Genomic DNA, 26,984 nt, shown 5'->3' on the forward strand with positions numbered 1-26,984 from the left:
ATCCATAATGACTTAAACTAAACGTTGTGTCCACCCTAGATGGGGATCGCTGGGTGGAAAATTTTCCACGTGTGCGTCTTACGCGTATTCCGTTGCGCTGCCGTGCCATGCACCCAATCATGTGTGTGGCCGCTAGGGCAGTGCGTCGTGCGCGCTAGCTGTGTAGAGGATTTCTCAGCCATGTCCGATTCCCAAGTTCTTGATAACTTAAACTCCCCGGCGAACACTACGGGGCTCATTGCCGCCCATAGCCATCCACCAGCCGGAACGTTGGTGCCGGCCATTCACATTTCTGATCGCGATACCGCTCCGCCGCTGCCAAGCGGCACCATTAGCCCCGATGATGTTCCCGCGGCGCCGAAGCCGCAACCTATTCCACTGATTCGTGCGATCATGCCGATTGTCATGGTTGTAGCGATCGTGGCAATGGTAGGGCTTATGTTCTTATCCAACGGCACGATCAATCCCATGATGTTGGTATTTCCGATCATGATGCTCATGGGAATTTTTATGATGTTTAGCCCCCAGCCGGGGGAGGACACGGACGAAATGCGTCGGACGTATCTGCGCCATATAGGAGTCATTCGTCAACAAGCCCGTAAAAATGCGGAAGCACAACGCGAACATGAATTCCACAATTACCCAGACCCAAATGATCTGGTGTCAAAGATTGGCACCAGCCGTATGTGGGAAAGAGCCGGGGAGGATCCAGATTTTTTAACCGTCCGGATTGGCTTAGGAACCGCCGGATTATGCACCCCCATTGACGTATCTGATCCAGGAGCGACAGAGGACTTGGATCCGGTGTGCGCAGTCAGTCTGCGGCATGCAGTCCAAGATGTCGGCATTGTTACGGACATGCCAGTAGTCATTCAATTACAGGCATTTCGGGCGGTGCTGCTTACCGGCAATAAAGCCACCGATTTGGCGCGCGCCATGGTGGCACATATCGCGACGTTCCATGGGCCGGATGCGGTTGCGCTCCAGACGAGGGGTGATAGTTTCTGCTGGTTAAAGTGGCTACCGCACACTAATCCGGAATCGCTGACCGCAGCCGCGACCTCCATCGTGCTTATCGACGACACCGTAAGCCCCAGTGAGGTTGCCCAGATACTAGATGAACACCCATGGACGAGTGTGATTGCAGTCAATAACCGCTCAGTTGCGGTGGTGGAACTGGCGGAGGAAGAAGGCCTGGTCATTCACGTAGGAACAGAATTGGTGGTCCACACCATCAGCGGTGGGGAGGCCATTGGGGTTCCAGATGGGTTAGGTGAGGCGGAGGCGTTGATTTTATCCCGCAAAATCACGCCGTTCTACCGGCAATTAGCACCCGGTGATAAAACTGGCGGCAGCCTGGAACTACCAGCGCTGCTGGGGGTTGATGACTTCAATCCTGATACTATTGCTTCGCTGTGGCAACCACGGGGCAAATGGCGTCTGCGCGTTCCAATCGGCCAAGACGATCAGGGGCGCAATCTCATCATCGACATTAAGGAATCAGCGCATGGCGGCATGGGGCCGCACGGATTGTGCGTCGGTGCGACGGGTTCCGGTAAGTCAGAATTGCTACGCACATTGGTGGTGGCCTTGGCTGCAACCCATAGCCCACATGATTTGAATTTCGTGTTGGTGGATTTCAAAGGTGGCGCCACTTTCCTTGGATTGGACGGGCTGCCGCATACCTCAGCGGTGATTACTAACCTAAGCGAGGAATCGGTGCTGGTAGAACGAATGCACGATGCTATTTCGGGTGAAATGAATAGGCGTCAGGAACTACTACGCAAAGCTGGAAACTTTGCCAATGTCACGGAATATGAAGCGGCTAGGCGAAGCGATAGGCCGGACCTTGAGCCTTTGCCCGCACTGTTTATTGTCTTAGATGAGTTTTCGGAGCTCTTAGGGCAGCACGCAGACTTCGCGGATCTATTTGTTGCAGTAGGTAGATTAGGTCGATCACTGCATATTCACCTACTGCTAGCTTCGCAACGGTTAGAGGAAGGCCGGTTGCGTGGTCTTGATTCACACCTGTCCTATCGAATTGGGCTGAAAACATTTTCCGCTGCGGAATCGCGCCAAGTGCTCGGGGTGCCAGATGCCTACCATCTGCCGAGCAAACCGGGTGCCGGGTATATGAAAGCCGATGCCGATCAACTCATTCGGTTTCAAACGGCCTATGTATCTGGGCCATTGCTCAGACCCCACCACGTGTTTTCCCAGCAAACAGGTGACCGGGTCAAACTGTGGGACGGTTGGGAGATCATAGATAACGATGCCGACCACACCTTGGTCGCCGATCCCCGAGGTACCCTGGTGGATGCGTTGGTTGAAGCTGCAACCACTGTGGCAGGGCAATGGAACCAGACATCTCACCAAGTATGGTTACCGCCATTACCGCCGGCGATCCCAATCAGCGACGTGGTGGCGTCGACAAGCGAAAATCTAAGCGGTTTATCGGCGCCGATCGGTGTCATCGACCGGCCATTTACCCAGCGCCAAGACACGCTACTTGTCGACTTTAACGGGCAGAAAGGACACGCTTGCATCTGCGGCGGCCCACAGACCGGAAAAACCACGGCGCTGCGCACCATCATGGTGGCGTTAGCGGCAACTCATACCACCGACGACATTCGGTTTTATGTACTTGATCTCGCTGGCCGTGATCTGGAATCCATGATGATGCTGCCGCACGTTGCCGGGGTAGCACATCGCGGCGAAACCGAAAAGATTGAACGGATCATTGACGAAGTGGCGTCGTTTATCGACAAACCGGAACTACGTCACACCTTCCTAGTAGTCGATGGTTGGCACGTGTTACACGCCGAACACGAAACACAATTGGACACACTTGGCCGGATTGCCGCAGACGGGTTAGCGGCAAACGTTCATCTTTTGATTACAACACCGAGATGGACAGTGGTGCGCCCTGCGATACGGGATCTCATTGTGCAACGGTTGGAGCTGAAACTATCCGAGCCATTAGATTCGCTCATCGACCGAAAAGCGCAGCCGAAAATTCCGTCCGCACCGGGCCGGGGCTTAAGCATGACGGGGGAGTCGATGTTGATTGCGCAATCTGCTCAGCAAGACATCGCCCATGTAGCCACCATCAGCGCAGCACAACCACGGGTACCAGCCTTAAAGACGCTGCCTAAGCGGATAGAGCTGACCGAGCTGGCACGTCATTTGGAGCCACGGAACGTAGCAATTGGGATAGGTGGACCGCTGTTGGGGCCACTGTATTGGGACACCGCAACACACCAACACTTCGTGTGTATCGGCAGCCAACAATCCGGTAAAACCACCACGATTTCCACGATCTGCCAGGGGCTTTCGGAGCTTGGACGGGAAGCCGCGCGGCTCGTGGTCATCGACCATCGGCGCAGCCACTTAGGGGAAATTCCGGCCGAGATGCTGGCGGGATACAGCGCCAGCAGTAAGGAAACCGAGAATCTCCTCAACCAAGCTGCGATCACATTGCAAGAACGCCTACCCGGTAGCGACATCACGCCGGAGCAATTACGCGATAGGTCGTGGTGGACAGGACCAGACATTTTCATCGTGATTGACGACTACGATCTGCTTTCCGACATGCTCATGACCCCGCTCATGCCGCTTATGCCGCACGCCAGGGACATTGGGCTGCACATCGTAGTGGGCCGAAAATCTGGTGGCGCAGTTCGGGCGTTTTTCCAACCATTCCTATCCGAAATAAAAGACCAAACCCCGATGGCCGTGATCTTGGATGCAGATAAAGACGACGGCCCGCTCTTTGGAATCCGAACCACCGCCCAACCGCCCGGGCGGGGCGTGCTTGTTGCAGGTGGTTCCACCCAAGGAAAAATTCAAGTGGCCCACATATCCACCGATAATCAAGGAGAAACGAAATGACCCACATCCGGCCGGAATTGGAAACCTATGACTTGATTATCACCGTACTGGACACCGCCAGCATCTTCGAAGGAAAAGAAACAGCCTACCGCTACGATTTACCCGCAGCCGGGATACGTGATGGGTGGGCAATGCCTGCGATTATTGAACAGACGCAAAAATTACTGAACCCAGGCTGGCCCGATGTGACAATCGGCATTGACGCAGCAACCGATGTTACTGAACAGCTCATTAGGGCGTTGGCGTGTGAGGGAGCTAGCGCCACCGCCATCGATGATTTTATGGAAGAACCCTTGCCAGACGGTATTCCCGGCCCCGTCGTTGACCTTGGCGTACAGCCGCCTACCACTATGTTTCCGCCGCAGCGCCTCGTACCATCGGCGGCGGAGTCAAAGTCACGCCGACAAAGCAAACTAACCGTCTATGGGTTGTACGCTGCGATGGTTCTGGTGGTTGTTGGAGTATGCCTTGTTTCGTGGTGGGCTGTGTCTACCGATCAATCTGCTGCGGTGCCACCGGCGCCAGCTGCCGACAGTGCGCGGGAAACGGCCGCTTCGCAACGAATAACACCGGCCACAGTGCCGCCCGAAGCGCCTACCACACGCTACGAATACGGACATGTTGCACTGCGGCTTCCAGCGGGATTTCGGGTAGAAGACGGTCCAAAACCAGGTCTGTTTCGCGCAATAGGCACGGATGAGAACCTGCGGGTATTAGTCGCCATAGATCCGCTTTTCGACGCCGACCCGGCCGCCGTTGTAACCGAACTAGAGACACTGATTGCTAACGAAGAAGTCATGACGAAAGTGAAACCGTTAGGAATCGGGCGTGGGCCGGAAATCGGTTATCAAGAAACTCCTGGCGATGGTTCCGGTGTGCTGTGGGTGGCGTGGGTTGATGGTGAACATCTGTTTTCTGTTGGTTGTCAAACCCGCAACGGTGTGTGGACCATACCCCAGAAATCAATCTGCCGCCAGGCGGCAGAAAGCCTCGAAATTCTCACTACCCCCACTAGTGGGGGCGTCTAGAAAAGTGCTTCTAGCAGGAGTTTTGAAATTTTTTAAAAAAGTTTGGAAAAACATGGAACCGAATGGCACCTTCGATGAGTCCAACTATATGTGAAGCGCAATAAAGCTCAACTTCCATGAAACGCTTCACACTCGTGCCCGGTATCCCCAACCGGACATACCGTATCCAAACCGTGCCATGACTGGTGGCACTGGCAACCTTCAACCCAGAAAGGGGTTTTTACGTGAGCAACGTTTTTCGCACAGAAGCGGATGTCATGGTGGCCACAGCTGGCCGCGTTGACGACACCAACAATGAAGTGCAATCCGAACTCACTCGGCTGCGTGGCGTCGTCGATTCGGTGCGAGGGTCGTGGCAAGGTTCCGCCCAGCACGCATTCGACAATCTCATGCAGCGGTGGAACACCGCAGCGGGAGAACTGCAAGAAGCTCTGACAAGCATCAGTGAGAATATTCGCTCCAACGCTAGGTCATTCGAAAGCGTTGAAGCCGATAACGCCGCAATGTTCAACGGGGTAGGCGGAGGTGGATTAGCGCTATAGCACAACCGACATCGTTTTTAATCGCACAACATGAACACACGCACGACACTGTGCTCCTTCATGTGAACCCAGTGTAGGTTTCACATTCTTAGAACACTTGTACCACTACTTTGCATAGTTTTTCGCTGATTGTCCGTGGTTGCTGCCTTAAAGCCAAACCATCGATCCCCACTTTGTGTGGTATTGGCTTTTAAGACATAACTAGGAAACACAGTGATAACGAAAGGAGAACCCCATGGACGTAATCCGGTATGGCTTTGGCGAAATCGAAGCCGCCGCAGGAGACATCCAATCCACCTCCGGGCGCATCAACGCCCTACTTGATGCCATCAAATCCCAGATTCAACCGATGGTTGCGTCGTGGGAAGGCGACTCCGCAATCGCATATCAGGAGGCCCAAAATAAATGGGATCGTGCGGCTGCGGAACTGAATACGGTTTTGGCGACAATCTCACAAACTGTTCGTTCCGGTAACGACCGAATGAGCGACGTCAACCGCATGGCGGCCTCCTCCTGGGGCTAACTCGCTTTAACCACCATATAGACAACATATTTCCCATCAACGCGGTGAGGAAAGGACAATGTTAAATCACCGCACGCCAGGCCACCCTGACACCGATTTGTATCAGATAAACACCGGTGTGTGACACTAGGTTGGTTGAAGCTTGGTTCCGCAGGATGACCACGCCCAGTTATTTGCCCCTAACTTGCTCGAAATAGGCTTTCATTGTGGCAGATGAACCCGTTTCGGGGTGAGTTAACTGTGCGTACCTGTAGCGCAACCGCATCAACCAGCCTGGTGGTTTTGGTGTGTTTAGCGTACGTACGGTAGAGTTTCTGTTTTGTGTGTGCAAAGCGCAATTATTTTGTGCAGTTTGTTCCTTGATCGGGTCTCCACCGGCCGCCGAATAAGGGGTTTTGTGCGCATCATGGCTGGCAGTTCTTAGACAGACTTATATAAGGAGTCATAAGTGTCTACTTATCACCCAAAGGCAGGTGACATTACCCGCAAGTGGTACGTCATCGACGCCACTGACGTGGTTTTAGGTCGCCTTGCTGTAACCGCAGCTGACCTGCTCCGCGGCAAAGGCAAGCCACAGTTCGCGCCAAACGTTGACTGCGGCGACCATGTAATCATCATCAACGCTGACAAAGTTCACGTATCCGCCAACAAGCGCGACCGTGAATTCCGGTACCGCCACTCGGGTTACCCAGGTGGTTTGAAGACCATGACCCTGGGTCGTTCCCTGGAACTGCACCCAACTCGGGTTATCGAAGAATCCATCCGTGGCATGATGCCCCACAACCGCCTAAGCCGGGCTTCCGTGAAGAAGCTCCACGTTTTCGCTGGTTCGGAGCACCCATATGGTGGACAGAAGCCAGAAACCTACGAGATCAAGCAGGTGGCACAGTGACCGATCAGAACGTAACCGAAAACTACGCGGCAGATGCAGCTGACATTGCTGCCGCAACCGCTGCTACCGAAGAATTCACCAACACTATCGGCGATGCCATGGCTGTTGAATCTGAGGCTCCAGTAGCTGCGCCAGTACTGCACGAAGGTCCTATCCAGACCGTTGGTCGCCGTAAGCGCGCCATCGTTCGGGTTCGCCTGGTTGAAGGCTCCGGCCAATTCGTGTGCAACGGTCGCACCCTTGAAGAGTACTTCCCGAACAAGCTGCACCAGCAGTTGATCAAAGCCCCATTGGCTTTGGTTGATCGGGACGGTCAATTCGACATTCACGCTAACCTCACCGGCGGTGGTCCAACCGGCCAGGCTGGCGCATTCCGGTTGGCTATCGCACGTGCACTTAACGTTTACAACCCAGAAGATCGCCCAGCTTTGAAGAAGGCTGGCTTCCTTACTCGGGATGCTCGTGCCGTGGAACGCAAGAAGGCGGGTCTGCACAAGGCACGTCGTGCACCACAGTACTCCAAGCGTTAATACGTGGTTTATTGTTAAAACAGCCGCACCTCATTTTACGAGGGCGGCTGTTTTGCCATTGCCAAGACTACTGGTGTTGGTAGAACAACACCAGTAGTCTTGGCAATGGGGGTAGAACGCGCATCGATTCCTCGCTTTATCAGTCGCATTTAAGCTTCTCTCGTTACTATCGGCATTAACTACGGGATATAAACGAATATGAGAGGGTGATGACAGTGCGCAGAATCGGCAGGATTTTCCTGAAAATTGGGGCAGCCCTGATCGTGATTATCGTGGCCTTGGTCGGTTTTTCATACTATAACGCCAATAAATATGATGTTCCAGGTCCTGATCCACGCGATCCAAGCGTGGCGATGGCGGAGGGCAACGTTGATCGGGTGGAGGGGGAATACCTCAACGGGTTTTATTACCACGCGAAAGGTGTTCCACATCCCGGTACCGTCGTAGTTTTTGGTGGTTCCGAAGGCGGCGCTGCCCACAGTGACGCGGTGATGCTTCGCGAACAAGGTTATAACGTGTTGGCGTTGTATTTCTTCGGCCAACCCAACCAGCAGCAACTTTTAGATGAAGTCCCGTTGGATTTCTTCAACGAGGTCCTTGATTGGATTCGCGCTAACGACGATAGCGATGCACCGCTTACAGTTATCGGGAGCTCCAAGGGAGCGGAATTAACCGCGAATTTGGCTGCACGCTACCCTGAAATCGACAATATCGTGCTGTACACGCCCGGCGAATACACCTATCAAAGTCTCAGTTTTGATAAGGGTGAGCCAACCAGTAGTTTCACCTATGAAGGTCGACCAGTTGACTTCCTGGCGTTTAAAGGATCGTTCATCGATTTTCTGCCTAAGATAGTTCGGTTCCTGCTCAACCTACCCATTTCTTACCGCGGGGATTATGAAAAGGCAATCGCGGAGGCCGATAACGCGGATGCAGCCCGGATCGATTTGAGTAAGTTTGCGGGGCATGGTTTGTTGTTTGCTGGCGAACAAGACAGAATGTGGCCAGGTGAGCAGGCGGCCCGGAACCTTGCTGAGCAAAATCCGCAGCTGGAAGCTGTTGTTTTCGAGGGAGCGGGACATGTTTTCCTTGAGGACATGGATGAACTGGGTCCGGTGTGGCCAACAATGCTAGGTGGCACGTTAGAGGGAAATAAAAAGGCCAAGATCGAGTCGGACAAGCTGTTGTTCGAGCGGTTAGAACAGTGGCATTCCGTGCCTGCTAATTAGTAGTAGACCTCAGCTTCAGGTGATGCCTGTCGACGCACCCTGCCTCCTATAACTGCCAGTGCGATAAGGATTCCAAGCCCACCTGCAACCAAAGCGTAGCTAAGCAGGTAAGACATACTTGCTACTTGATCATGGGAAAAGAATTTCGTGAAAACACCCATGACGGGATGTAGCGCAACTGGTACCGGGCGGTCATCAAAATCGGGGAGAATCCAAAACCCCATGAGAATGCATAGATGAAAGGAGCCGATCAGCATCAATATTTTCTGTCGTATGCGCGAGTCTATCTTGTGACTGGTTAAGGGAGGAAGAAAGAACAAAACTAATCCGGCCAAAAATATGAATAAGAAAATTGCAGGACCACGGAAAAAGAACAGTATTGCGGAAATCCATCCACCCAAACCGGAAGCAGTACGTAACAGAAGTGCTAGAAAATATAGTCCTATGGTGCAGCCACACCATAGGACATAGGCACGTCCACGAAAAGTCTTCATGAGGGTCAAGTATAAGCATCGTTGACTTACAATCAGCGCTACTGGGGACGTCGAAAAGCGAAAACATGGCGGATCGTTCTAGGTTTTTTAGGCCAAGACTCCCGCATAAAGAGGTATTTAGGACGTATCCTAAAAGAAGTATCTTTTAGAAAGGGAACAATTTCATCATGACACGACTGTTTGGAACCGACGGGGTTCGTGGCCTCGCGAACGAAGCACTCACCGCCCCGCTGGCCTTGCGGCTTGGTGCCGCAGCTGCGGAAGTTCTTACCTCAGGACACCGCACATCCAAACGCCGCCCGATCGCGGTAATTGGGCGCGACCCGCGCGTCTCCGGCGAAATGCTTGCCGCCGCACTTGCTGCCGGAATGGCAAGTCGCGGCGTCGACGTGCTCCGGGTTGGGGTGCTACCTACCCCGGCTGTTGCGTACCTAACTGAATACTACGGCGCTGATATGGGGGTAATGATCTCCGCCTCCCATAATCCAATGCCTGATAACGGCATTAAGTTTTTCTCAAAGGGCGGGCATAAACTCCCAGATGTAATCGAAGACCAGATTGAAAAAACCATGGAATCATTGCCGGAGACCGGGCCTACTGGCCATGGGGTCGGGCGGGTTATTGAAGAAGCCGTGGATGCGCAGCAGCACTATCTTGAACACCTCGCGGAATCCATGCCACGCAATTTAAGTGGAATAAAAGTGGTGGTCGATTGCGCGAACGGTGCGGCATCGACGGTAACACCGATGGCATACGCTGCGGCAGGGGCAGAAGTGATCCCTATTTTCAACCAGCCAACTGCGTACAATATCAACGATAACTGCGGTTCTACTCATATAGAGCAGGTAAAAGCCGCCGTTTTGCAGCACGGTGCGGATCTCGGTCTGGCGCACGACGGTGACGCGGACCGTTGTCTTGCGGTCGATGCCGAAGGTACTGTTGTTGATGGTGATCAAATCATGGCTATTTTGGCATTGGCGATGAAAGAAAACGGTGAGCTGCGTAAATCCACCCTTGTTGCGACAGTGATGAGTAATCTCGGTTTGCGGTTGGCCATGGACGACGCTGGAATTACATTGCGCACGACAAAAGTCGGTGACCGATATGTGCTGGAAGACCTGAACGCGGGTGGTTACAGCCTGGGCGGCGAACAGTCCGGGCATATCGTTATGCCAGACTATGGCACCACGGGTGATGGCACGTTGACGGGCCTGGCGTTGATGTCGCGCATGGCGGAGACGGGTCTGTCGCTGAAATCTTTGGCAGAAGCGATGACGGTATTGCCGCAGGTTCTCATCAATGTCCCGGTCTCAGACAAATCTAAGATTGAGTCCCACCCCGATGTGCAGGAAGCGATCGCCAAAGCGGAGGCTGAGTTGGGCTCAACCGGACGGGTCCTGTTACGTGCTTCCGGTACTGAGGAATTGTTCCGCGTGATGGTTGAGGCATCCAGTGAGGAGACCGCCCGGCAGATCGCAGGGAAACTCGCCGCAGTGGTGTCTCACGTGTAGGTTTCCTACGAAATCCCGCCGCCATTCCCGGTTGTACACAACTGGGAACGGTGGTTTTCGTCATTTGTGGGGCGGTGTTCCGCGCGGTTTGCTTTACGACGGGGGTGGTCGCCGTTTTAGATAAAAGTGCTACTTTCCTGGTGTATTTGCAGGTATCGGCCTCGTATTGATGGGGGTGAGTGGAAAATATTTTCTAGCTTTTTCTAGAAAATGCCGATGTTTACTTTTAGTATGTGGAATTGATTTACATCGATGTAGTTTATTTTTCGATCTTTTCATCTTTGGTGGTGTGATTTGAGTTCTGATTTTTGGCAAGTGCCGATTGGTGATCTGCGGACAATACAAAACAATTTGAATGACATGAGTTCCACGCTAGATGGCGTTGAAGGTGATGCCGAAGGTTCTGACGGTATTGATGAGGTGCATGGACACAAGATCGCCCAAGCAGTTGAAGAATTCTTCTCTGAGTGGAAAGCCTCGCGGCGCACCTTGATTAAAAATATTGAAGGGATGGGTACCGTTTCTGGCGAGATTGCCAAGGCGGTGGAGAGTTTCGACACCGAAACCGCATCCGCTTTGAACCAATTTGATGCCGAATTACGCAAGGTTTCTGGGGGTGCATAAATGAGTTCGATGTTTTCCTTCGGAACCAGCGATGCGGAAGGATCAGCTTCCGAAATCCTGTCGGTGCAAGCCGCAATGATTGACACCATGGATGCCATCGGCCAATCAGTGGATAAGCTCCGCCCGGATTGGGTCTCTTCCGAATCGGACCAGTACCAAGAAATCATTAGCAAATGGCAAGAAGGTGCCGCCGGTATTCGCGACATTCTCAAAGACGTCAGCGAAACGCTCACCGCCATTAAAGACGGCAATACCGAGCTGCGAAAGGGGATCGACGAATTGCTGCAGCAAATCACATAAAAGACCCGCACGCTGTGGCTACATTAAAATGCCAAAATCTCGGTAACGGGTGTGCGGGTGTTGCAGAAAACCGAGGTAAACCATTGAAAATAATCTTTTAAGGAGTGTTGTTGTGTCTCAGTCGTCTAATGTGTCTGTTGAGCATTCTGCGGTTTCGGGTCATGTGGAGTCGTTGCGGGTGAATCATGAGCAGTTGAAGTCGCAGGCGTCGTCGTTTGTGTCGGCTATTGAGCCGTTGCGTGGGGTGTGGAAGGGTGCGTCTGTGGAGGCGTGGAATTCTATGACGGAGGCGTGGAGTGAGAATATGGAGTTGGTGAATCAGGCGTTGGAGGAGTTGACGTCGCGGGTGGAGCAGGCTGGTAAGGATTATCAGGTGGGTGAGGATGATCAGGCTGCGACGTTGCAGCAGCGTTTTTCGGGGATGAATTTTCAGTCGGGTCCGATTTTGTAGTTTTGTGTGTTGGTGCGTCGTGGGTGGCGCATTGTTGTTTGTTTTTGTTGTTTGTTGTTGTTTGTTTGTGAAGGGGTTTTGTTGTGTCTGTGTATGCGTATGATCATGCGAGTGCTGAGGCTGCGGCGGAGGAGTTGCATGCGGTGATGGGGGCGATTGAGTCGACGTTGTCGGAGATGGAGTCGGATGTGTCGAAGTTGGCTGCGGGGTGGGATGGTTCGGAGCAGGAGTTGTATCGGGGGGTGCATGGGAAGTGGTCTGCTGCTGCGGAGAATATTAAGGGTATTTTGGGGCAGGTGCGTGCGGCGTTGGATGAGAATACGCAGGCGGTGTCGGAGACGCGGTCGCGGGTGTCGGGGTCGTTGTCGGGCCAGTAGTTGGTTGCTGTTGGTGGGGTGCGTGTGTGCTGGTTGGTGTGTGCGTGCCCCTTGTTTTTTGTTTTTGTTGTGTTGTTGGTTTGTGGGTAGTTTGTAGGGGTTGTTGTGCCGGGTAGGTTTGTTGGGCCGTTTGTGGGGTTTGAGGTTTCGGATTTTCGCCTTGGTGGGGATGTGTCGGCGTTGGTGTTGGTGGGGGCGAAGTGGCGTCGGTTTGGGGAGCAGGCGTTGGAGACGGCGGGGTTGTTGCGGGGTGTGTCGGATGGGGGTTTTGTGGGTTCGGAGGGGGATCGGTTTCGGGAGTTGATTAATGGGGAGTTTCCGTCGCATTTGGATGTGGCGGGTGGGGCGCATGTGGGGGTGGGTGATGCGATTGCTCAGTATGCGCAGTTGCTTGAGGGGCAGAAGGCGCAGATGCGGGGGTTGCGGGAAAATGCTCGGGTGGATCATGGGGTGGTGAATTCGACGGCGATGCAGTTGAATGCTGCGGAGGCTGCGGCGGCTGCGGCGGCGGGGACGCCGGGGGCTGCTGCTGCTATTGCGGCGATGGAGCAGGCGCGGTTGGCGCATGAGGCTGCGTGGGTGAAGTGGGAGCAGGATTTGGCGTCGGCTAAAGCGATTAAGGAGGTGTTGGGTGCTGGGGTGGATGTGCAGGTGCAAAAGATTGCGTCGCAGGCGCGGAAGCGGTTTGAGGAGAATCCGAATTTCCTTCAAGAGTTGTGGCAAAAGCTTGATGACTTCATGGATAAAAACGCCGACTGGTTGAAAGTAATATCTGACGCGTTGCAGATCATCGGTAGTATTTTGATGTTCATCCCAGGACTGCAAGTACTTGGTGTTGCATTATTGGCTATTGGTGTTGGTTTGAAGGGCTTGTTGGCTGCTACTGGTAACGCTAGTTGGGGTGAGTTCGCTTTCGACTTGGCTACTGCCGGGCCGTTAGGGCTACTCGGGAAATTCGCCAAAGCAGGCAAGCTAGGCGTGACAGCTTCAAAGCTTGCCGGTAAAGGAAGCCAACTCGCAGGAAAAGTTTCCCAGTTGGCTGGCAAAGTCGCATCAAAGGTTGGGGATTCCATCTCTCGTGGTATCGATAAGATGCGCAAAGTGCTCGACCCGGTGGATATTGCTACTGGTGCAATGGTCGATGACGATGTTGATGTCTTCATCTCTGGTGTGTTGCCGTTGGTGGTGGATCGGCATGCGTTTTCGTCGCATGAGGTGGGTCGTGTGTTGGGGCCTCGGTGGGTGTGTAGTGTTGATTGTCGCTTAGAGGTTTCGGGTGATTGTGTGGTGATGTTGGCGCCGGATGGTGCGGTGGTGTCGTTTCCGTCTGTGCCTGTGGATGGGTCTGAGGTGCGTGCGGATGGTCGGCCGTGGTTGTTGTCGTTTGGTGATGGTGCGTATCGGGTTCGAGATATTTCCGCTGGTGTGGTCTACGAATTTAGGGTGTATGATCTTGATCCTGCGGAAGCTCATCGGAGCCAGGTGACGACGAAACCTGGGGCAATTGCTGGTTCTGGTGGTGTGGTTGATGGTGTGCCGTGTGTGGGTGGTTCCATGGTGGGGATGGGAATCACCCCAGGCAGCATTGCTGATACGTGGGATATTGGTGTTGAGGTTGGCCTATCGGCTGTGGTGCATCATACGGGGCATCGGATTGAGTATGTATGGGATCAGTCTTCTGGGTTGGTGACTGCGTTGGTGCGTAGTGATGGTACTCGGGTGGATTTGGGTTATGACATGGTTATTGGTCGGTTGAGTGATGTGTGGGTGTCGAACCCACGCACGCATCCGGATCAGGAGCCGGTGAAGGTGATTGGGTATGAGTATGATGCGGACGGGCAGTTGGCCAGGGTGCGGAATTCTCATGATGGGGTGTTGGAGTACCGTTACGATAGTGATGGTCGGGTTGTGGCGTGGACGGATCGTAATGGTGTGTCGTATCACTATCGGTTTGATGCTGATGGTCGGGTTGTGGCGCAGGTTGGTTCTGGTGGGTTGATGCCGAATGTGGTGGTGTGGTTGGCGGATACTGCTAGTGATGCACCATTAGGTGGGGTGGTTGCGGTTGCGATTGAAACTGCTGGTAGCTTTCATGAGGATCCGCTTGTGGCGGGTGATGGTGTTGTTGGTGAGTATTTCTCCCGGTTGGATGGTTTGCCGTTGGTGAAAGCACTTCGGTCCGGTGGTCTTGTGGGGGCGGGGATGATTGGGTGTGGTCGTACTGGTTCGCGGGATATGGATGGTGATGCGTGGGCTGTGCCGGCAGAGTGGCTTCATGATGAGTTTTTGGGTGATATTCGTCCGACGGTGTATCGGGCGTCTGCTGCTGGTGATGTGTGGCGGGTTGTGTCACCTTCAGGTGAGGTGACTGATTATGTGCATGATGTGTGTCATACGATTACGTCGGTTACAGATACTTGTGGGGGTGTGACGGAGTATGTGTATAACGATGATGGGGTGCTGGTAGAGACTATTTTCCCGGATGGGAGTAGTGTTCGTGTTGAGCCTGGTTCGTGGGGTGTTCCGGTTCGGGTTGTAGGTCGGGATGGTCTGGTTTCTGAGTATGAGGTTGATGCGTGTGGGTTGGTCACGCGGGTTGTTGATCCGACGGGTGCTGTGACGTGTTGTGAGTTTGAGTATCGTAGCTCGGGTGTAGTACCGGCGGTGGTGGTGGATGCTGCTGGGGTGCGTACGATTGTTGAGTGTGATGATGCTGGCCGCACTGTGGCGGTGGTGGATGCTGCTGGGGGTCGAACGAGTTATGTGCGGGATGTGCGTGGTCTTGTGTCGGAGGTTGTGGATCCGGTAGGGGCTGTAACTCAGGTGTCGTATTCGCCGGAGGGGTGGGTGGAGTCTGTTGTTCAGCCTGATGGTGGTATGCGGGTGTTTGGTTATGATGGGGAGGGTAATATCACCGAGGCGGTAAGTGAGATCGGTGCGGTGACCAGGACGCGGTTTACGGTGTTTGATAAGCCGGTGGAGGTGGTGGATCCGACAGGTGCTGTGACGAGGTGTACGTATAATACGCAGATGCAGCCGGTGGCGGTGACGAATGGGGATGGGCATACGTGGCGGTTTGTGTATGGGTTGGATGGTCAGGTGGTGTCGGAGACGGATTATAATGGTGTGACTACTACGACGAGTACTGCCACTGATTCTGATGGTGTGGTTACGCGTGTTGCGTCGGCTGCGGGTGTGAAGACCGTGCGGGTGAATCGGTTGGGGTTGGTGGATTCTGTTTCGGATGCTGCTGGGGTTATTCGGTACTCTTATGATGAGTTAGGGCGGGTGCGGTCTGTTACCACTCCGGAGACGACAGTTGTGTTTGGGGTGGATGAGTATGGTCGTAGAATCTCTGAAACGGTGACGCTTGCTAGTGGTGAGTCGACTGTGACGCAGGTGGAGTTTGATCCGATAGGTCGGGTTGTGGCGGAGCATACGACGACACCGACTGGTCAGGTGATTTCGGGGTTTGTTACTCATGATGAGGTCACAGGACTTATTGCGTCGACACTGGTGTCGCGTTCTACTGTGGATAAGGTGGCTGCGGGTGTACCGGGTCAGGTGGTTACGGAATGTGGGTTTGGGGTTGATGCTGCTAGTCGGCGTAGCTGGATGCATACTGGGTCGCTTGTCAGGGAGTATGCCTATGACAGGTGTTCGCGTAAAACTGATGATCATACGTACCTGTTGGATGCTACTGCGCCGGGTGGGCGTAGGCGTATGTCGGGCTATGGGTTGTCGTGGCGTGTGGATGATGTGGTTGTTGGTGTGGCGGATCATCTTCGTGGGATGAAGACTTTTGATGTGGATGTGATGGGTAAGATCACCGCTGTCACCACCCAACCGGTACCGTCTGGTACCAGCCACACCCCGTCACCGCATGCACCATCGTCGCTGGTGTCAGTGTCGCAGTCACTTTCTTCACCGTCGTCACCACAGTCGTCGCAGGCGTCGGCTGGTGTGGTGTCGGAGGTGTATGGGTTTTCTGCTGCTGGTGTGCTCACGAGTATTCGTACTGATTCCCAGTTTCAGGCGGATGGTGGGTATGTGCCGTCATCGGTGTCTGGTGTGGTATCAGATGTGGAGTTTTCTGGGACGAAGCCGGTTCGGGTGGGTCGGACTCGGTATGAGTATGATCCGGCTGGTCGGGTGATACGTACGGTGACGAAGCGGTTGTCGAAGAAGCCTTTGGTGAAGACGTTTTTTATGCGGGTACGTCGACTCAGCCGGTGGGGTTTACCTCGTCGGATACACCTGGTGTGGGGTATAAGTATATTTATGATGGCCTGGGGCGTCGGGTGGCGAAGGAGACCATTGATACTGGTAGTGGTCAGGTGCTTGTGCGGGTGATGTTCACCCATACTGGTGATCTCCTGACTGGGGAACACACGACCTACACCACCACACCTGATACTGCTTTGGCTGCTGGTGTCACCACTGGTGGTGATGGGGTGGTGGGTCGGATGTGGATCTATGATCCGGACACCACAGATCCGATCGGGCAGCTGACCTTAACCACGCACGGCCAGCAGGTGGCGGGTGTAGTGTCTTCTGATCCGTCACGGGTGTTGTCGTGGTCGCAGGAGCAGGTGGATGTGGTGTTTGCTGCGATGACGACGGATCTTGCTGGTGCACCGTTGGAGCTTGTGGATCCGGATTCTGGTGAGGTTACTGGGTGTAGTGTTCAGTCGTTGTATGGTCAGCGTGTCTGGCGGGGGAAGAATCAGTGCCCGTTGTTGTTTGCTGGCCAGTACGAAGACGCGGAATCTGGGTGGGTGTATAACCGGTACCGGTACTACCAACCAGAAGCTGGTATGTATAACGCCCAAGACCCACTCGGTGTAAGCCCGAACATAGCAACACCCCAAGGGTACGTCACAAACCCCACCGTTCTCATCGACTACTACGGGTTGAAGTATTGCCCATCAGCATGGAGAAGGACTCAACTTGGCAGGGATTTTGCTCGTTTATCCTCCCATCAAAAAGGCGTTTTGGGTGAACTCGCAGCAAGGCGATATGCGGATCAAATAGGCCTAGAACACTCCACAGATCGTCTTAGTTATACTGTTGGGCAGCGGAACCGCATTTCGGACGGAATACTTTCCGATAAGATTACAAAAGAATATGTCGGTATTCCTGAAGACAAAGCAGTTAAGCGGCTAGGGCGATCAAAACAAATTCTAGATGGCATTAAGTTCACTGAGAATCAGGGAAGTCAGTACCACCTTTTTGTCCTGAAAGATACTAAGATAAGTCGTCCGTTGATGAGGGAAATAGAAGCCAATGATCACGTGTTCCTCCATCGTATTAATGAATCTCAAATTTATATGGCGGGTCGGCAGTTAGGTTATTGGTAGGAGGATAAAGATTATGTCTAAGCGAAGTTCTTTGGATGAGCAGCGTGTTGTGTTGTCGCAGGTGTTGGTGAAGTTTGGTTTGCCTGATCGGTTGCCGTCGCGGCATGTTTCTGTTTCTGATGATGTGGTGTTGGCGATGGTGGAGCATGCGCCTGAGATTGTTTCGGATTTGTTGGATTATCCGTTGGTGCTTGGTGAGTTTGTTTCATGTGTAGCTGATCATGTTAAGGCGAAGCACGCGTCGCGGTGGGATGCTGCGGTGGCTGCGTTTCATGCGCTGCCGAGTAGGGTTGATGGGGACGTCCTTCGTAATAATAGGAGGGTTAATGCCGTTAGAATGCTGGGTAAGTTGATGGGTGGTAGTAAGAAGCGGGTTGCTGAGTTGGTGGGGTTGATTGCTTCTGGTGATGCGCGTGATTTTTTGTTTGTGTTGACGGGGTTGTTGCCGAAGCTTTCGCAGGAGCAGTGGGATGTGATTGCGCCGAAGTTTGATGATTTTGAGACGCAGTCGTCGTTGCGGGGTAGTGTTGCGAAGACGCGTGAGAGGTTGGTGAAGAATGGTGTTGTTCCGTGGTTTCCGTCGGTTGTGAATGAGAAGGTGGAGCAGCATCCGGAGATTATTGTGGGCAAGATTGATGCGTTGTTTAAGGGTCTTGCTGATAAGACGAAGGATAGTCATGATGTGGCGTCGGTGATTTTTTATGCGACGCCGTATTTGTCGCAGGAGCAGTGGGATCGTTTGGTGCCGCTTGTGAAAACGAAGGAAGATAAGAAGTCCATAGCGTTGCTTGTTGATGCGTGGGCGGATGTACTCGCGGAGAAAGGCATCAATCCCTGGCTGCCGTGGGCTGCGGAAATTAAGAAAGCAACGTAAAAACGTCGATAAGTATGGGGTAGTTCCGTGGGAAAGAAGCGCATGTGATTAACCCAGAGACGGTTTATGCGATTTTGTCGCGTGATGATTTTCTTGGTGTGTTTCCTGGCCAGCCGATTGAGCAAACTCGGGTTGATGATTATTTGAGTTTTTGTTTCGAGCAGCCGCAGTTTGCGACGCGGTGTAGTGAGAAGATTATTCCCGTATTGGACGCTAGTGAGCGGCAATTGGCGAAGTTTGATTCTGACAAGCCGCATGTCGCTACCATGCTTTTGATGGGTTACTTCTTTGGTAATCAGGCCTTTGTGGATGAGCTCTCAGCGCTTGATTCACGGGTGCGCGCGTTTCCGATTCGATTGGGCTCTAGTGATGTTGCTGCTTTTATAGTTAGTACTTGTTTTGAGTTGTCGAGTGAGTATTTGGATCATTCTGAGCGGATTGTGTATCGGCGTGAGAATTTGGCGTTGCCGAAGTATGAGCGGCCGATTCATTCAGTCCGCCGGTTGGTGGTTACTCAGCCTGATGAGGAGCCGCTGGGTTTGTTTCGGTTGCCGCATTTGAGTCAAGTTACTTTTGTGGCGGGTGAGATGGCGGAGTGGTTTGATGCTCATGCGCAGCGTCTGGAAATAAGTCTGCATGGAAAAGCTCAACTTCATCCCGTACTTGGCGAAAGGAACAACGATTATGTCTAAGCGAAGTTCTTTGGATGAGCAGCGTGTTGTGTTGTCGCAGGTGTTGGTGAAGTATGGTCTTCCGAATTCGCTTCCGTCGCGGCATGTTTCTGTTTCTGATGATGTGGTGTTGGCGATGGTGGAGCACGCGCCTGAGATTATTTCGGATTTGTTGGACTATCCGATGGTGCTTGGTGAGTTTGTTTCGTGTTTAGATTCGCATGTTAAGGCTAAGCACGCGTCGCGGTGGGATGCTGTGGTGGCTGCGTTTCATGCGCTACCGAGTAGGGAGGACGGTGACAGGCTAAAAGGCGATGATCGTGTAGTGATGGCTGTGTGTTTGGGAAGATTGGCTGGTGGTAGTAAGAAGCGGGTTGCTGAGTTGGTGGGGTTGATTGCTTCTGGTGATGCGCGTGATTTTTTGTTTGTGTTGATGGGGTTGTTGCCGAAGCTTTCGCAGGAGCAGTGGGATGTGATTGCGCCGAAGTTTGATGATTTTGAGACGCAGTCGTCGTTGCGAATTAATGTTGCGAAGACGCGTGAGAAGTTGGTGAAGAATGGTGTTGTGCCGTGGTTTCCTTCGGTTGTGAATGAGAAGTTGGAGCAGCATCCGGAGATTATTGTGGGCAAGATTGATGCGTTGTTTAAGGGTCTTGCTGATAAGACGAAGGATAGTCATAATGTGGCGTCGGTGATTTTTTATGCGACGCCGTATTTGTCGCAGGAGCAGTGGGATCGTTTGGTGCCGCTTGTGAAAACGAAGGAAGATAAGAAGTCCATAGCGTTGCTTGTTGATGCGTGGGCGGATGTACTCGCGGAGAAAGGCATCAATCCCTGGCTACCTTAGCCCGCAGCGACGCAGTAGCGTCGAAAAGCAAAAGTTAGGGATGGGTCATGTTCGTATTGGTGTCGCCGCCGGAATTTTCGGAGGAATTGCAGCTGATTTGCGGGCTGGACGAGGCCCAGCGCAGGCGGTTTATCGCGGTTGTGGTGGCCGATTGGTTGGATCGGGTCGCGCCGAATGATCCAGGAACTGCGGTGTCGGCGGAGATGTCGGCGTTGCTGCGGGATCCCGAGCAGTTGTTTAGGCCGGAGAATTTTGCAGCGTGGGCTGAGGAGGTCGATGACGTGTATTTGGACTGCTTGGATGCGGATGGATCGCCCAAGCTGGTTCGGCCGTTGTTTTATCGGGCGCGGTTTGCGACCTGAGTTGCACAGTGGTTTGTGGTTTTGGTGGGTTTGGTTGTGGGTGAGCTGGGGTTTTAGGGTGTTTTTTGGGTTTTTGTCGTACTAATTTGGTGGGTTTTTTGGGCTTGTTAGTCTTGTTGTGTGGTGCGGATTAGGAAAGTTAGGACTGCTAGCGGTGCGACTGCCGTGCAGATCGTGCGGGATGTGCATCGCCGAACTGTGGTGGATTATCATGTCGGTTCTGCCCATAACGAGATTGAACTTCACGCTTTACTCAAAAAAGCGCGTGATCTGCTTTACGCTGATCAGCTTGAGTTAGATCTTGAGTTACCAGTGGCAGGTGATACCGAAGACTCGTTGACGGTGGAGTCGATGACTGCTCGCGTATTATTGGATGTTTTTGCTTGTGCGTGGTCGACGCTTGGTTTTGATGCGATCTATCCGGTGGATTCTGTTTTTGCCCGCACTGTTTTTGCACGTGTAGTCCAGCCTTCTTCGAAGTCACAAGTACCCATGGTGCTTCAACGGTTAGGGTTACCTGCTGTTCATCGCAACACGGTTTCAGCTGCAGTGAAAACAGCTTTTGATGAGGATAAGTACAGTGCGTTTTCCCGAGCATGTTTTGATTTCAGCCTGGCACGTGGCACAGTAGCGTGGGTGCTTTATGACGTTACGACGTTGTATTTTGAAGCAGATCGTGAAGACGATTTACGTAAAGTGGGGTACTCGAAAGAGCGTCGTATCGATCCACAGGTTGTTGTGGGACTGCTTGTTGATAGCCGTGGACTTCCCTTGGAAATTTCCTGCTTCGAGGGAAACAAAGCAGAAGCACTCACCATGATTGATGTACTGAATAGCTTTCGCAGGCGGCATAACGTGGAAAATATCATTGTTGTCGCCGATGCTGGCATGATTTCTGCGGACAACTGCAATCATCTAGAAGCGCTTGGGTTTCAATTCATTATCGGGGCAAGAATGTCCAAAGCTCCCTACAAGATGGATATGCCCATCAATGAGACAGGACACGCTATTGATGATGGGCATATCGTCGAATCAACGAAAACAATGGGCCCTAGCACAACTCACCGAACCACACGGCGAATGGTCTGTCAGTATTCACACAAGCGATTTGCCAACGACAAGCACACTCTTGCCAAGCAACGTCAACGTGCTGAAGAAATCGTCACAGGAACGCGGAAACAAAAACGGGCACGGTTTGTTACCCACACCAGCGGCCGTTGTGAGTTCAACACTGATGATTTTGAAAAAGCGTCACAACTAGCAGGCTGGAAAGGATACATCACCAACATCTCGGCCGAGGACATGTCAGGTGAACAAATCATTGCAACATATCATGACCTATACGAAGTGGAACGAAGTTTCCGAATGGCAAAAAGCGACCTTCAAGCCAGGCCAATGTACGTACGGAAAGAAGATTCCATCCGCGCCCACCTAAATCTCGTCTTTGTCGCCCTAGCCGTCGCACGTTTCCTACAAGATCTCACCGGATTCAGTCGACAAAAAATCATCAACATCCTCGAACCCTTACGAGACGTAACCATCAACACACCCCACGGCCCGATAACCATCCCCACAAAAATCACACCAGAAGCCCAAGAAATCCTCAACAAAATGTCGTACTAAAACTGTGCAAGTCAGGCGTTGTTTTATCGGGCGCGGTTTGCGAGCGCGGTGTCGGTGGCGGGTGAGGCGATTGCTGACGATTCAAAGCTGGATGAGTTCCTGTACGAATACTCGTTTAGCAGGGAAGACGTCGATACCGATTCTTTTTATATGGTTGCGTATCGTTCATGTTGCGCGCCAGATGTGTGACGGATTTTCGCTTTCCTTTGCCCCACGCGGCAGCGATCGCCGCTAGTCTTGGTAAAAGACCAAGCAGCATATAAGGAGGACCGTAAATGATTGTTCCGTATTATTTCGAGCTTAGCGACGAGCAATTGGCCAGTTTGCAGGCAGCACCCGATGAGGATACTGCTACCGATATTGTTTTCGAGTGGTTAGAAGAAGAGGACGATACCGAAGTCGAAGACTACATCGAGTTTGATAAAGCGCCGCATTTCGCGGCGGAGTATTTCACAGAACACGATCCCAGCTTGATCCCAGCGATCTACGGGGTGACCACTATTGTTGAGGACCCGCCGGTGCTCATTTCCACGGCCCAAGAGGCGGCGGAATTTGCTGAGAAATTGGCGGCGGTGGCACCAACCATTGATGACTATGACGTGTTGGAAGTGGTGACCGGTCTGGCTGACTTTTATTCGAAAGCGGCGGCTGCTGGGCATGCGGTGTGTATCGTGTGTAATTAATACGCCAGGCTAATGACGGTTTTCCTGCACCACTAAGCGCCCTTATGCAGGGGCCATGGTGGTGTAAGGTTTACCCATTCGGGGTGGGAAAAGATTTTCATGGAACCAAATGGGGGGTTGGGTGAGTCTAACTAGGTAAGCGACTTTTTACTGAGGCGCCGGTCGCGGTGTCGGATTTTTTGGAAAAGAGGTTGGTTACCATGACGTCAGGTCGAATACAGGTCGATGTGCCAGTAGCGCGGAGTCTATTGGGCGACTTACAGCGTGAGGCTGATACTCAAATTCGCGTGCATAATGCGGATATCCCGCAGGTTTCAGCTGGTGCATTGGGGCGTGATTTCGGCGAGTATGAGCAACGGTTGGCGGCCGCGTTTGGCCGGTTGCATGATCGCATCGCGCGTCAGATCGTCAACGTCAAGGAGGCCGCTGCTGCGGCGGACGCTGATGTGGCGTTGATAGCGGCGGTTGATGTCGATAACGCCGGTGGGTTCGGTGGGCAGCGATGAGAAGCGGCATAACCAGCATATTATTGCGTGCAATTGAAAAGCTGGCGACGGCGAGTCGCGGCACTTATCGCCCACCCACCCAGGCGGTTGCCCAGGTTGAGCGTGCTTTTGGCGCGACGAAGGGTCTGGATACCTCGGCTATCCGATCAGCCGCCCAGCTCGTGCGGGGTTCGTCCCAGTCGGAAACCGCTGCGGGAATCTCCGAGGTGATAACCGGCGTGCTTGTCGACGTCGCGGTCGGGCTCATTGGCGATGCATTGCAGGGGTTGATATCGGATTGGTTTGGTGCTTCCGATGATGCGGAAGCTGCGGGCAAAGAAGCAGAAGCCGCAACGTCAGCTGTTAATGAGATCAATGATTCGGCTACGAACCAATGCCATATGGTGGAGGATCGCGCGGCGGCACACATCGACATGCTGGCAACCATACTCAGCAGCATAGATCCGGCGGAAAATCCAGAAGGTTTTGCCCAATTGGTATTGCTTGGGGCGGGTGTCGTTGATGAGTCGTTGTCCGCGATGACGGATATTTGCGGTGAGCGGGATCATGCGATCGCGGCGAGCTATGGAAAGCTGGTCGACGTGGTTGAAACCCTCGCGGAATCGAATGCCCACCGGGTCACGCCACATCCCGTGTCGGAAACTCTGGCCGCAGGTGCGGCGAAAACCATGGCGGCAACTGTGGATGTGTTGGGGACGGTGAAGCAAACCGTGGTCGGTATTGGTGATGATGTTGATCGGCTGGTCGATTTTGTGACGGGTAGAGATGACGATGCATCGGCGGAAAAACCGCCTCGGGTGGCAACGGATTCTAATGGTGGTCAGTCAGTCACTGCGACGAATGCACCTGGTGATCAGTGCCAACCGAGCAAACCTACTGTGCTAAAGGACATACCACCTGTTACGACGACAAAGAGTGAGCCAACTGCACCGCCTGTTGTTGGATATAAGCCCATGGCATCGGTACAGTCGCCGAACCCGCAGGCACCTTTGCCGCAGCCGGTGGCATCGCAACCAATTCGAACAGATAGCGTACGAAACGCTGGAGGGTGGTAATTGACAATGGAATACGCGGATTTCATCGAAAGGTTCCGCAGCATGACGGATCGGCGTATGGCGGAATTTGAAGCACAGTTAAAAGCTGTTGAGGCTGAAGCAACACGCATTACTAAACGTCGCCGAGTAGGAGACGGTGCTGCTGCTCGGCAACCTAGCACCTTGCGCAGAAAAGGTAAGGTGAAAGGGGTGCTGCGGAAGATGTGACGTAAGTTGGCTAACTGCTAGTCGGCGTACTGTGCGAAATCAGCCTTGGCCAGTAACTCTGAGCCATGGATGGATGTCACTTTCTTGGCATAGGAATCGGCGGCACGGAAACCGGAGTACTTGCGTTCATTGGTTAATGTGGCTAATAAGAATCCGGTAATCAGGCCTCGCACTCGCTCTCTGGTGATGTGTCGGTTTCGTAAGCCGGTCAGAAGCGGGAAGAGTCGAGACTCATTGAGAACGTCATGATTTGCCCCCTCTACTTCGCGGTAGGCTACTGGCCCTGCCCATTGTGCGGCGAGGTTGGCTGGGTTTCCGTAATCGAAGAAAGCGTATTCACCGGTGCCTAGAACTAGGCCAGGGGAATGAACTGTGGCGGCAGCTTCTTCAGCTGAGGGAGTAATGGTTGACGGGTAGGCGGCGACTACGGCTTTGAGGTTGCCTCTTCCTGCTGCGGTCAAGACAGCGGCTCCTGCACCCATTCCGTGTCCGACTACGCCAATACGGCCTGGCGCGATGGTGATATTGCCGGTGCCGAGTTTCACTCCGGTGAGTACTTGTAAGCAGGTTTCTAAGTCGGAGGCGAAGCCGCGGTGGTTGGGGCTGAATCCGGTTTCGGTGTTGGGGGCGGCAACGACGATACCCCAGCTAGCGAGATGGCGGAGCGTGGCATGGTAATTTTTTATGTCTTTGAGCCAGTCGTGCCCAAAGGCAACGCCAGCAAGCGCATGGCCTTCGGCGGGTGTGTAGATTTTTCCTGGTAATCCCACGAAATCAAGCTCGCCCACGAGTACTCGGTGGGGGCCGCGTTTGGAAAGTTTCGCTAGGTGTTTTGTTAGATTTTCAGCCACGGTTTAAAGGGTAGTCGAAAGTCGAGGGTTTCGCGGAAGTTGGGAGGTGTTACTCTTGGTTTTGATTATGGATATTGCACCTGGTTACCGCCCGCCCACGTTAACAGTTGATCTTGTCATGTTTCGGATCGAAAGGGGGGTACTGGAGGTATTGCTGTTGAAACGGGCTGCGGAACCGTTTCGGGGCGAGTGGGCGCTGCCGGGTGGGTACAATGCCGCAGGGGAGACCACGGTGGAAGCGTTGGGCCGAGTGGTGTGGGATAAAGTTGGGTTGGATTTGCGGTCTGACGTGGGTTTTTTCGAGCAATTGTGCACTGTGGATACGGTGGCGCGTGACCCTCGTGGGCATGCGGTTTCTGTGGTGTATCTAGGGTGCGGTTTCGGATTGGATCTGCCGGGTGGCTCGCAGTCGCATAGGTTTTGGCCAGTGGACGCGTTGCCGGAATTGGCTTTCGACCATGCGGAGATTATTGCTTATGCTAGGCAGCGGTTGGTGTCGAAGATGAGTTATTCCAATGCGGTTTCAGGGCTTGTGGATTCGACGTTTACTCTCAGCCAGGTGCAGGCCGCTTACGAGGCGGTGTGGGGGCGGGAGTTGGATAAGCGGAATTTCCGGAAGAAATTTTTAAGTTTAGGGCTCATTGAGGAGACCGGCGGTTTTTGGGCTACAGGGGCGCATCGTCCGGCGAAATTATATAGGTTCCGTTCGTCTGAGCTGGAGATTTTGCCGTCGCCGTTTTAGCTGTTTTGCTTGCCGACGCCTATTCCACCCCTAGTTGGTGTAATTTTTACACTTTGTGTTAGTGTTTTAAGCACACTAACCAATGTGTTTTTACCGAAGGAGACCCAATGCTTTCTGCTCTCTTAAGCGTTGAAACAATCGCCTTTGATCTATGGGGCTATCAGATAAGCTGGCTTGAATGTATCGGGACCATTTTTAACTTCGCAGCCGTTGTGCTCGCAGCCCGCCGAAACATCTGGACCTGGCCGATCGGTATCATCGGGGTGGTCTTATTCGGTTTCTTGTTCTACCAGATCAACCTCTACGCCGATATGGCCGAACAGGGATACTACCTCATCACCGGCATCATCGGCTGGTATATGTGGGCAGGTACCAGTAGTCGAGCATCCGCACCAACGCGGTCTAGCAATCCGGTTGTAATCAGAAATCTCAGCCGAACCGAATATATCTGGTGGATTACCAGCATTATTGTCATTGGCACTGCGTTGGGGATTCTACTTGGCCGGATCCACATCTATCTGCCACGCGTATTCCCGGAACCTGCTGATCTACCACTGCTGGACGCTATCACCACCACAACTGCATTCGCTGCGCAAATTCTGATGATGCAACGCAAACTCCAATCCTGGCACCTGTGGATCGCACTCGACATCGTTGCTGTCGGCTTGTACTGGTATAAACAAGTCCCCTTCGTGGCGGTGCTATACGCACTATTCCTGGTCAATGCGATTTATGGATTCAAAAAATGGAAAGCAGCTGTTTCACATCCTGCAACCGAACTAACCCCAACCCCACAACTGGCATAACCCAT

General features: G+C 53.1%; 28 protein-coding genes. 25 read left to right on the plus strand and 3 right to left on the minus strand.

Translation table 11 applies throughout. The features are described from left to right. Nucleotides 1-35: 35 nt before the first annotated feature. Nucleotides 36-182: a hypothetical protein gene (locus tag CMUST_RS16750; protein WP_158408187.1), complete on the minus strand. Its 147-nt coding sequence runs from the start codon at nt 180-182 to the stop codon at nt 36-38. Between CMUST_RS16750 and eccCa the strand changes: the two genes are divergently transcribed. From eccCa to CMUST_RS02605, 7 genes are all read left to right on the plus strand, one after another. After that, entirely contained in the window at nt 181-3,891 is a 3,711-nt protein-coding gene (gene eccCa, locus CMUST_RS02575) for a type VII secretion protein EccCa (RefSeq protein ID WP_047261210.1), read from the plus strand. The genes CMUST_RS16750 and eccCa overlap by 2 nt on opposite strands. Continuing rightward, on the plus strand, nt 3,888-4,919 hold the full coding sequence (locus CMUST_RS02580; protein ID WP_047261211.1) for a type VII secretion-associated protein: 1,032 nt from the start codon (nt 3,888-3,890) through the stop codon (nt 4,917-4,919). The genes eccCa and CMUST_RS02580 overlap by 4 nt, the downstream gene beginning before the upstream one ends. Nucleotides 4,920-5,143: 224 nt before the next feature. Further along, nucleotides 5,144-5,461 (plus strand): WXG100 family type VII secretion target, encoded by a 318-nt coding sequence (locus tag CMUST_RS02585; RefSeq protein ID WP_047261212.1) that lies wholly within the window; start codon nt 5,144-5,146, stop codon nt 5,459-5,461. Nucleotides 5,462-5,696: 235 nt separating this feature from the next. Then, a complete protein-coding gene (locus tag CMUST_RS02590; RefSeq protein ID WP_047261213.1) occupies nt 5,697-5,984 on the plus strand; it encodes a WXG100 family type VII secretion target in 288 nt (95 codons plus the stop codon). A gap of 448 nt (nt 5,985-6,432) precedes the next feature. Then, nucleotides 6,433-6,876 (plus strand): 50S ribosomal protein L13, encoded by a 444-nt coding sequence (gene rplM / locus CMUST_RS02595; protein ID WP_047261214.1) that lies wholly within the window; start codon nt 6,433-6,435, stop codon nt 6,874-6,876. Continuing rightward, complete coding sequence (gene rpsI / locus CMUST_RS02600; RefSeq protein WP_047261215.1) at nt 6,873-7,406, plus strand: 30S ribosomal protein S9; 534 nt, start codon at nt 6,873-6,875, stop codon at nt 7,404-7,406. Before rplM ends, rpsI begins: the two co-directional genes overlap by 4 nt. A gap of 209 nt (nt 7,407-7,615) precedes the next feature. Next, nucleotides 7,616-8,635: an alpha/beta hydrolase family protein gene (locus CMUST_RS02605; protein WP_047261216.1), complete on the plus strand. Its 1,020-nt coding sequence runs from the start codon at nt 7,616-7,618 to the stop codon at nt 8,633-8,635. Here the strand turns inward: CMUST_RS02605 and CMUST_RS02610 are convergent. Next, on the minus strand, nt 8,632-8,892 hold the full coding sequence (locus CMUST_RS02610; RefSeq protein ID WP_047261217.1) for a hypothetical protein: 261 nt from the start codon (nt 8,890-8,892) through the stop codon (nt 8,632-8,634). The genes CMUST_RS02605 and CMUST_RS02610 overlap by 4 nt on opposite strands. 404 nt (nt 8,893-9,296) lie before the next feature. On the opposite strand from CMUST_RS02610, the gene glmM reads away from it, so the two are divergent. The 16 genes from glmM to CMUST_RS16755 all read left to right on the plus strand — a co-directional run bounded on the left by glmM (nt 9,297) and on the right by CMUST_RS16755 (nt 24,580). Beyond that, nucleotides 9,297-10,640 (plus strand): phosphoglucosamine mutase, encoded by a 1,344-nt coding sequence (gene glmM / locus CMUST_RS02615; protein WP_047261218.1) that lies wholly within the window; start codon nt 9,297-9,299, stop codon nt 10,638-10,640. A gap of 360 nt (nt 10,641-11,000) precedes the next feature. Beyond that, on the plus strand, nt 11,001-11,264 hold the full coding sequence (locus tag CMUST_RS02620; protein WP_052844490.1) for a hypothetical protein: 264 nt from the start codon (nt 11,001-11,003) through the stop codon (nt 11,262-11,264). Further along, entirely contained in the window at nt 11,265-11,564 is a 300-nt protein-coding gene (locus tag CMUST_RS02625; protein WP_047261220.1) for a WXG100 family type VII secretion target, read from the plus strand. It begins immediately after the preceding gene. A 112-nt stretch (nt 11,565-11,676) separates the two neighbouring features. Next, the gene (locus CMUST_RS02630) at nt 11,677-12,015 is read left to right on the plus strand and encodes a WXG100 family type VII secretion target (RefSeq protein ID WP_047260918.1); all 339 of its coding nucleotides are present in this window, start codon (nt 11,677-11,679) and stop codon (nt 12,013-12,015) included. Nucleotides 12,016-12,098: 83 nt separating this feature from the next. Next, nucleotides 12,099-12,392, plus strand: a complete 294-nt coding sequence (locus tag CMUST_RS02635) for a WXG100 family type VII secretion target (RefSeq protein ID WP_047260919.1) — start codon at nt 12,099-12,101, stop codon at nt 12,390-12,392. Nucleotides 12,393-12,497: 105 nt separating this feature from the next. Beyond that, nucleotides 12,498-16,745, plus strand: a complete 4,248-nt coding sequence (locus CMUST_RS02640; RefSeq protein WP_052844491.1) for a DUF6531 domain-containing protein — start codon at nt 12,498-12,500, stop codon at nt 16,743-16,745. Then, nucleotides 16,694-17,752 carry an RHS repeat-associated core domain-containing protein gene (locus CMUST_RS15740; protein WP_144414109.1) on the plus strand — a complete coding sequence of 353 codons (1,059 nt, stop codon included), beginning with the start codon at nt 16,694-16,696 and terminating at the stop codon, nt 17,750-17,752. The genes CMUST_RS02640 and CMUST_RS15740 overlap by 52 nt, the downstream gene beginning before the upstream one ends. Nucleotides 17,753-17,765: 13 nt before the next feature. Continuing rightward, nucleotides 17,766-18,626 (plus strand): hypothetical protein, encoded by an 861-nt coding sequence (locus CMUST_RS02645; protein WP_047261221.1) that lies wholly within the window; start codon nt 17,766-17,768, stop codon nt 18,624-18,626. 44 nt (nt 18,627-18,670) lie between these two features. Then, entirely contained in the window at nt 18,671-19,318 is a 648-nt protein-coding gene (locus CMUST_RS02650; protein WP_047261222.1) for a hypothetical protein, read from the plus strand. Continuing rightward, nucleotides 19,311-20,144, plus strand: a complete 834-nt coding sequence (locus CMUST_RS02655) for a hypothetical protein (RefSeq protein WP_047261223.1) — start codon at nt 19,311-19,313, stop codon at nt 20,142-20,144. Before CMUST_RS02650 ends, CMUST_RS02655 begins: the two co-directional genes overlap by 8 nt. A gap of 47 nt (nt 20,145-20,191) precedes the next feature. Further along, the gene (locus CMUST_RS02660; protein ID WP_047263300.1) at nt 20,192-20,506 is read left to right on the plus strand and encodes a hypothetical protein; all 315 of its coding nucleotides are present in this window, start codon (nt 20,192-20,194) and stop codon (nt 20,504-20,506) included. 165 nt (nt 20,507-20,671) lie between these two features. Further along, entirely contained in the window at nt 20,672-22,129 is a 1,458-nt protein-coding gene (locus CMUST_RS02665; RefSeq protein ID WP_052844452.1) for an IS1634 family transposase, read from the plus strand. Between the two features lie 275 nt (nt 22,130-22,404). Next, nucleotides 22,405-22,812, plus strand: a complete 408-nt coding sequence (locus CMUST_RS02670) for a DUF1877 family protein (protein WP_047261224.1) — start codon at nt 22,405-22,407, stop codon at nt 22,810-22,812. 200 nt (nt 22,813-23,012) lie between these two features. Continuing rightward, on the plus strand, nt 23,013-23,318 hold the full coding sequence (locus CMUST_RS02675; RefSeq protein WP_047261225.1) for a hypothetical protein: 306 nt from the start codon (nt 23,013-23,015) through the stop codon (nt 23,316-23,318). After that, nucleotides 23,315-24,373 carry a hypothetical protein gene (locus CMUST_RS02680; RefSeq protein ID WP_047261226.1) on the plus strand — a complete coding sequence of 353 codons (1,059 nt, stop codon included), beginning with the start codon at nt 23,315-23,317 and terminating at the stop codon, nt 24,371-24,373. Before CMUST_RS02675 ends, CMUST_RS02680 begins: the two co-directional genes overlap by 4 nt. A 42-nt stretch (nt 24,374-24,415) precedes the next feature. Further along, nucleotides 24,416-24,580 carry a hypothetical protein gene (locus tag CMUST_RS16755; protein ID WP_158408188.1) on the plus strand — a complete coding sequence of 55 codons (165 nt, stop codon included), beginning with the start codon at nt 24,416-24,418 and terminating at the stop codon, nt 24,578-24,580. Between the two features lie 17 nt (nt 24,581-24,597). Here the strand turns inward: CMUST_RS16755 and CMUST_RS02690 are convergent, their stop codons facing one another. Then, entirely contained in the window at nt 24,598-25,431 is an 834-nt protein-coding gene (locus CMUST_RS02690; protein ID WP_047261228.1) for a dienelactone hydrolase family protein, read from the minus strand. A gap of 67 nt (nt 25,432-25,498) precedes the next feature. On the opposite strand from CMUST_RS02690, the gene CMUST_RS02695 reads away from it, so the two are divergent. Together CMUST_RS02695 and pnuC are read left to right on the plus strand one after the other, a co-directional pair. Then, nucleotides 25,499-26,173 (plus strand): NUDIX hydrolase, encoded by a 675-nt coding sequence (locus tag CMUST_RS02695; RefSeq protein WP_047263301.1) that lies wholly within the window; start codon nt 25,499-25,501, stop codon nt 26,171-26,173. A gap of 107 nt (nt 26,174-26,280) precedes the next feature. After that, the gene (gene pnuC / locus CMUST_RS02700) at nt 26,281-26,979 is read left to right on the plus strand and encodes a nicotinamide riboside transporter PnuC (RefSeq protein WP_047261229.1); all 699 of its coding nucleotides are present in this window, start codon (nt 26,281-26,283) and stop codon (nt 26,977-26,979) included. The last annotated feature ends 5 nt before the right edge of the window (nt 26,980-26,984 follow it).

Source organism: Corynebacterium mustelae (genome assembly GCF_001020985.1).
In the GTDB taxonomy this organism is placed as follows: Bacteria; Actinomycetota; Actinomycetes; order Mycobacteriales; family Mycobacteriaceae; genus Corynebacterium; species Corynebacterium mustelae.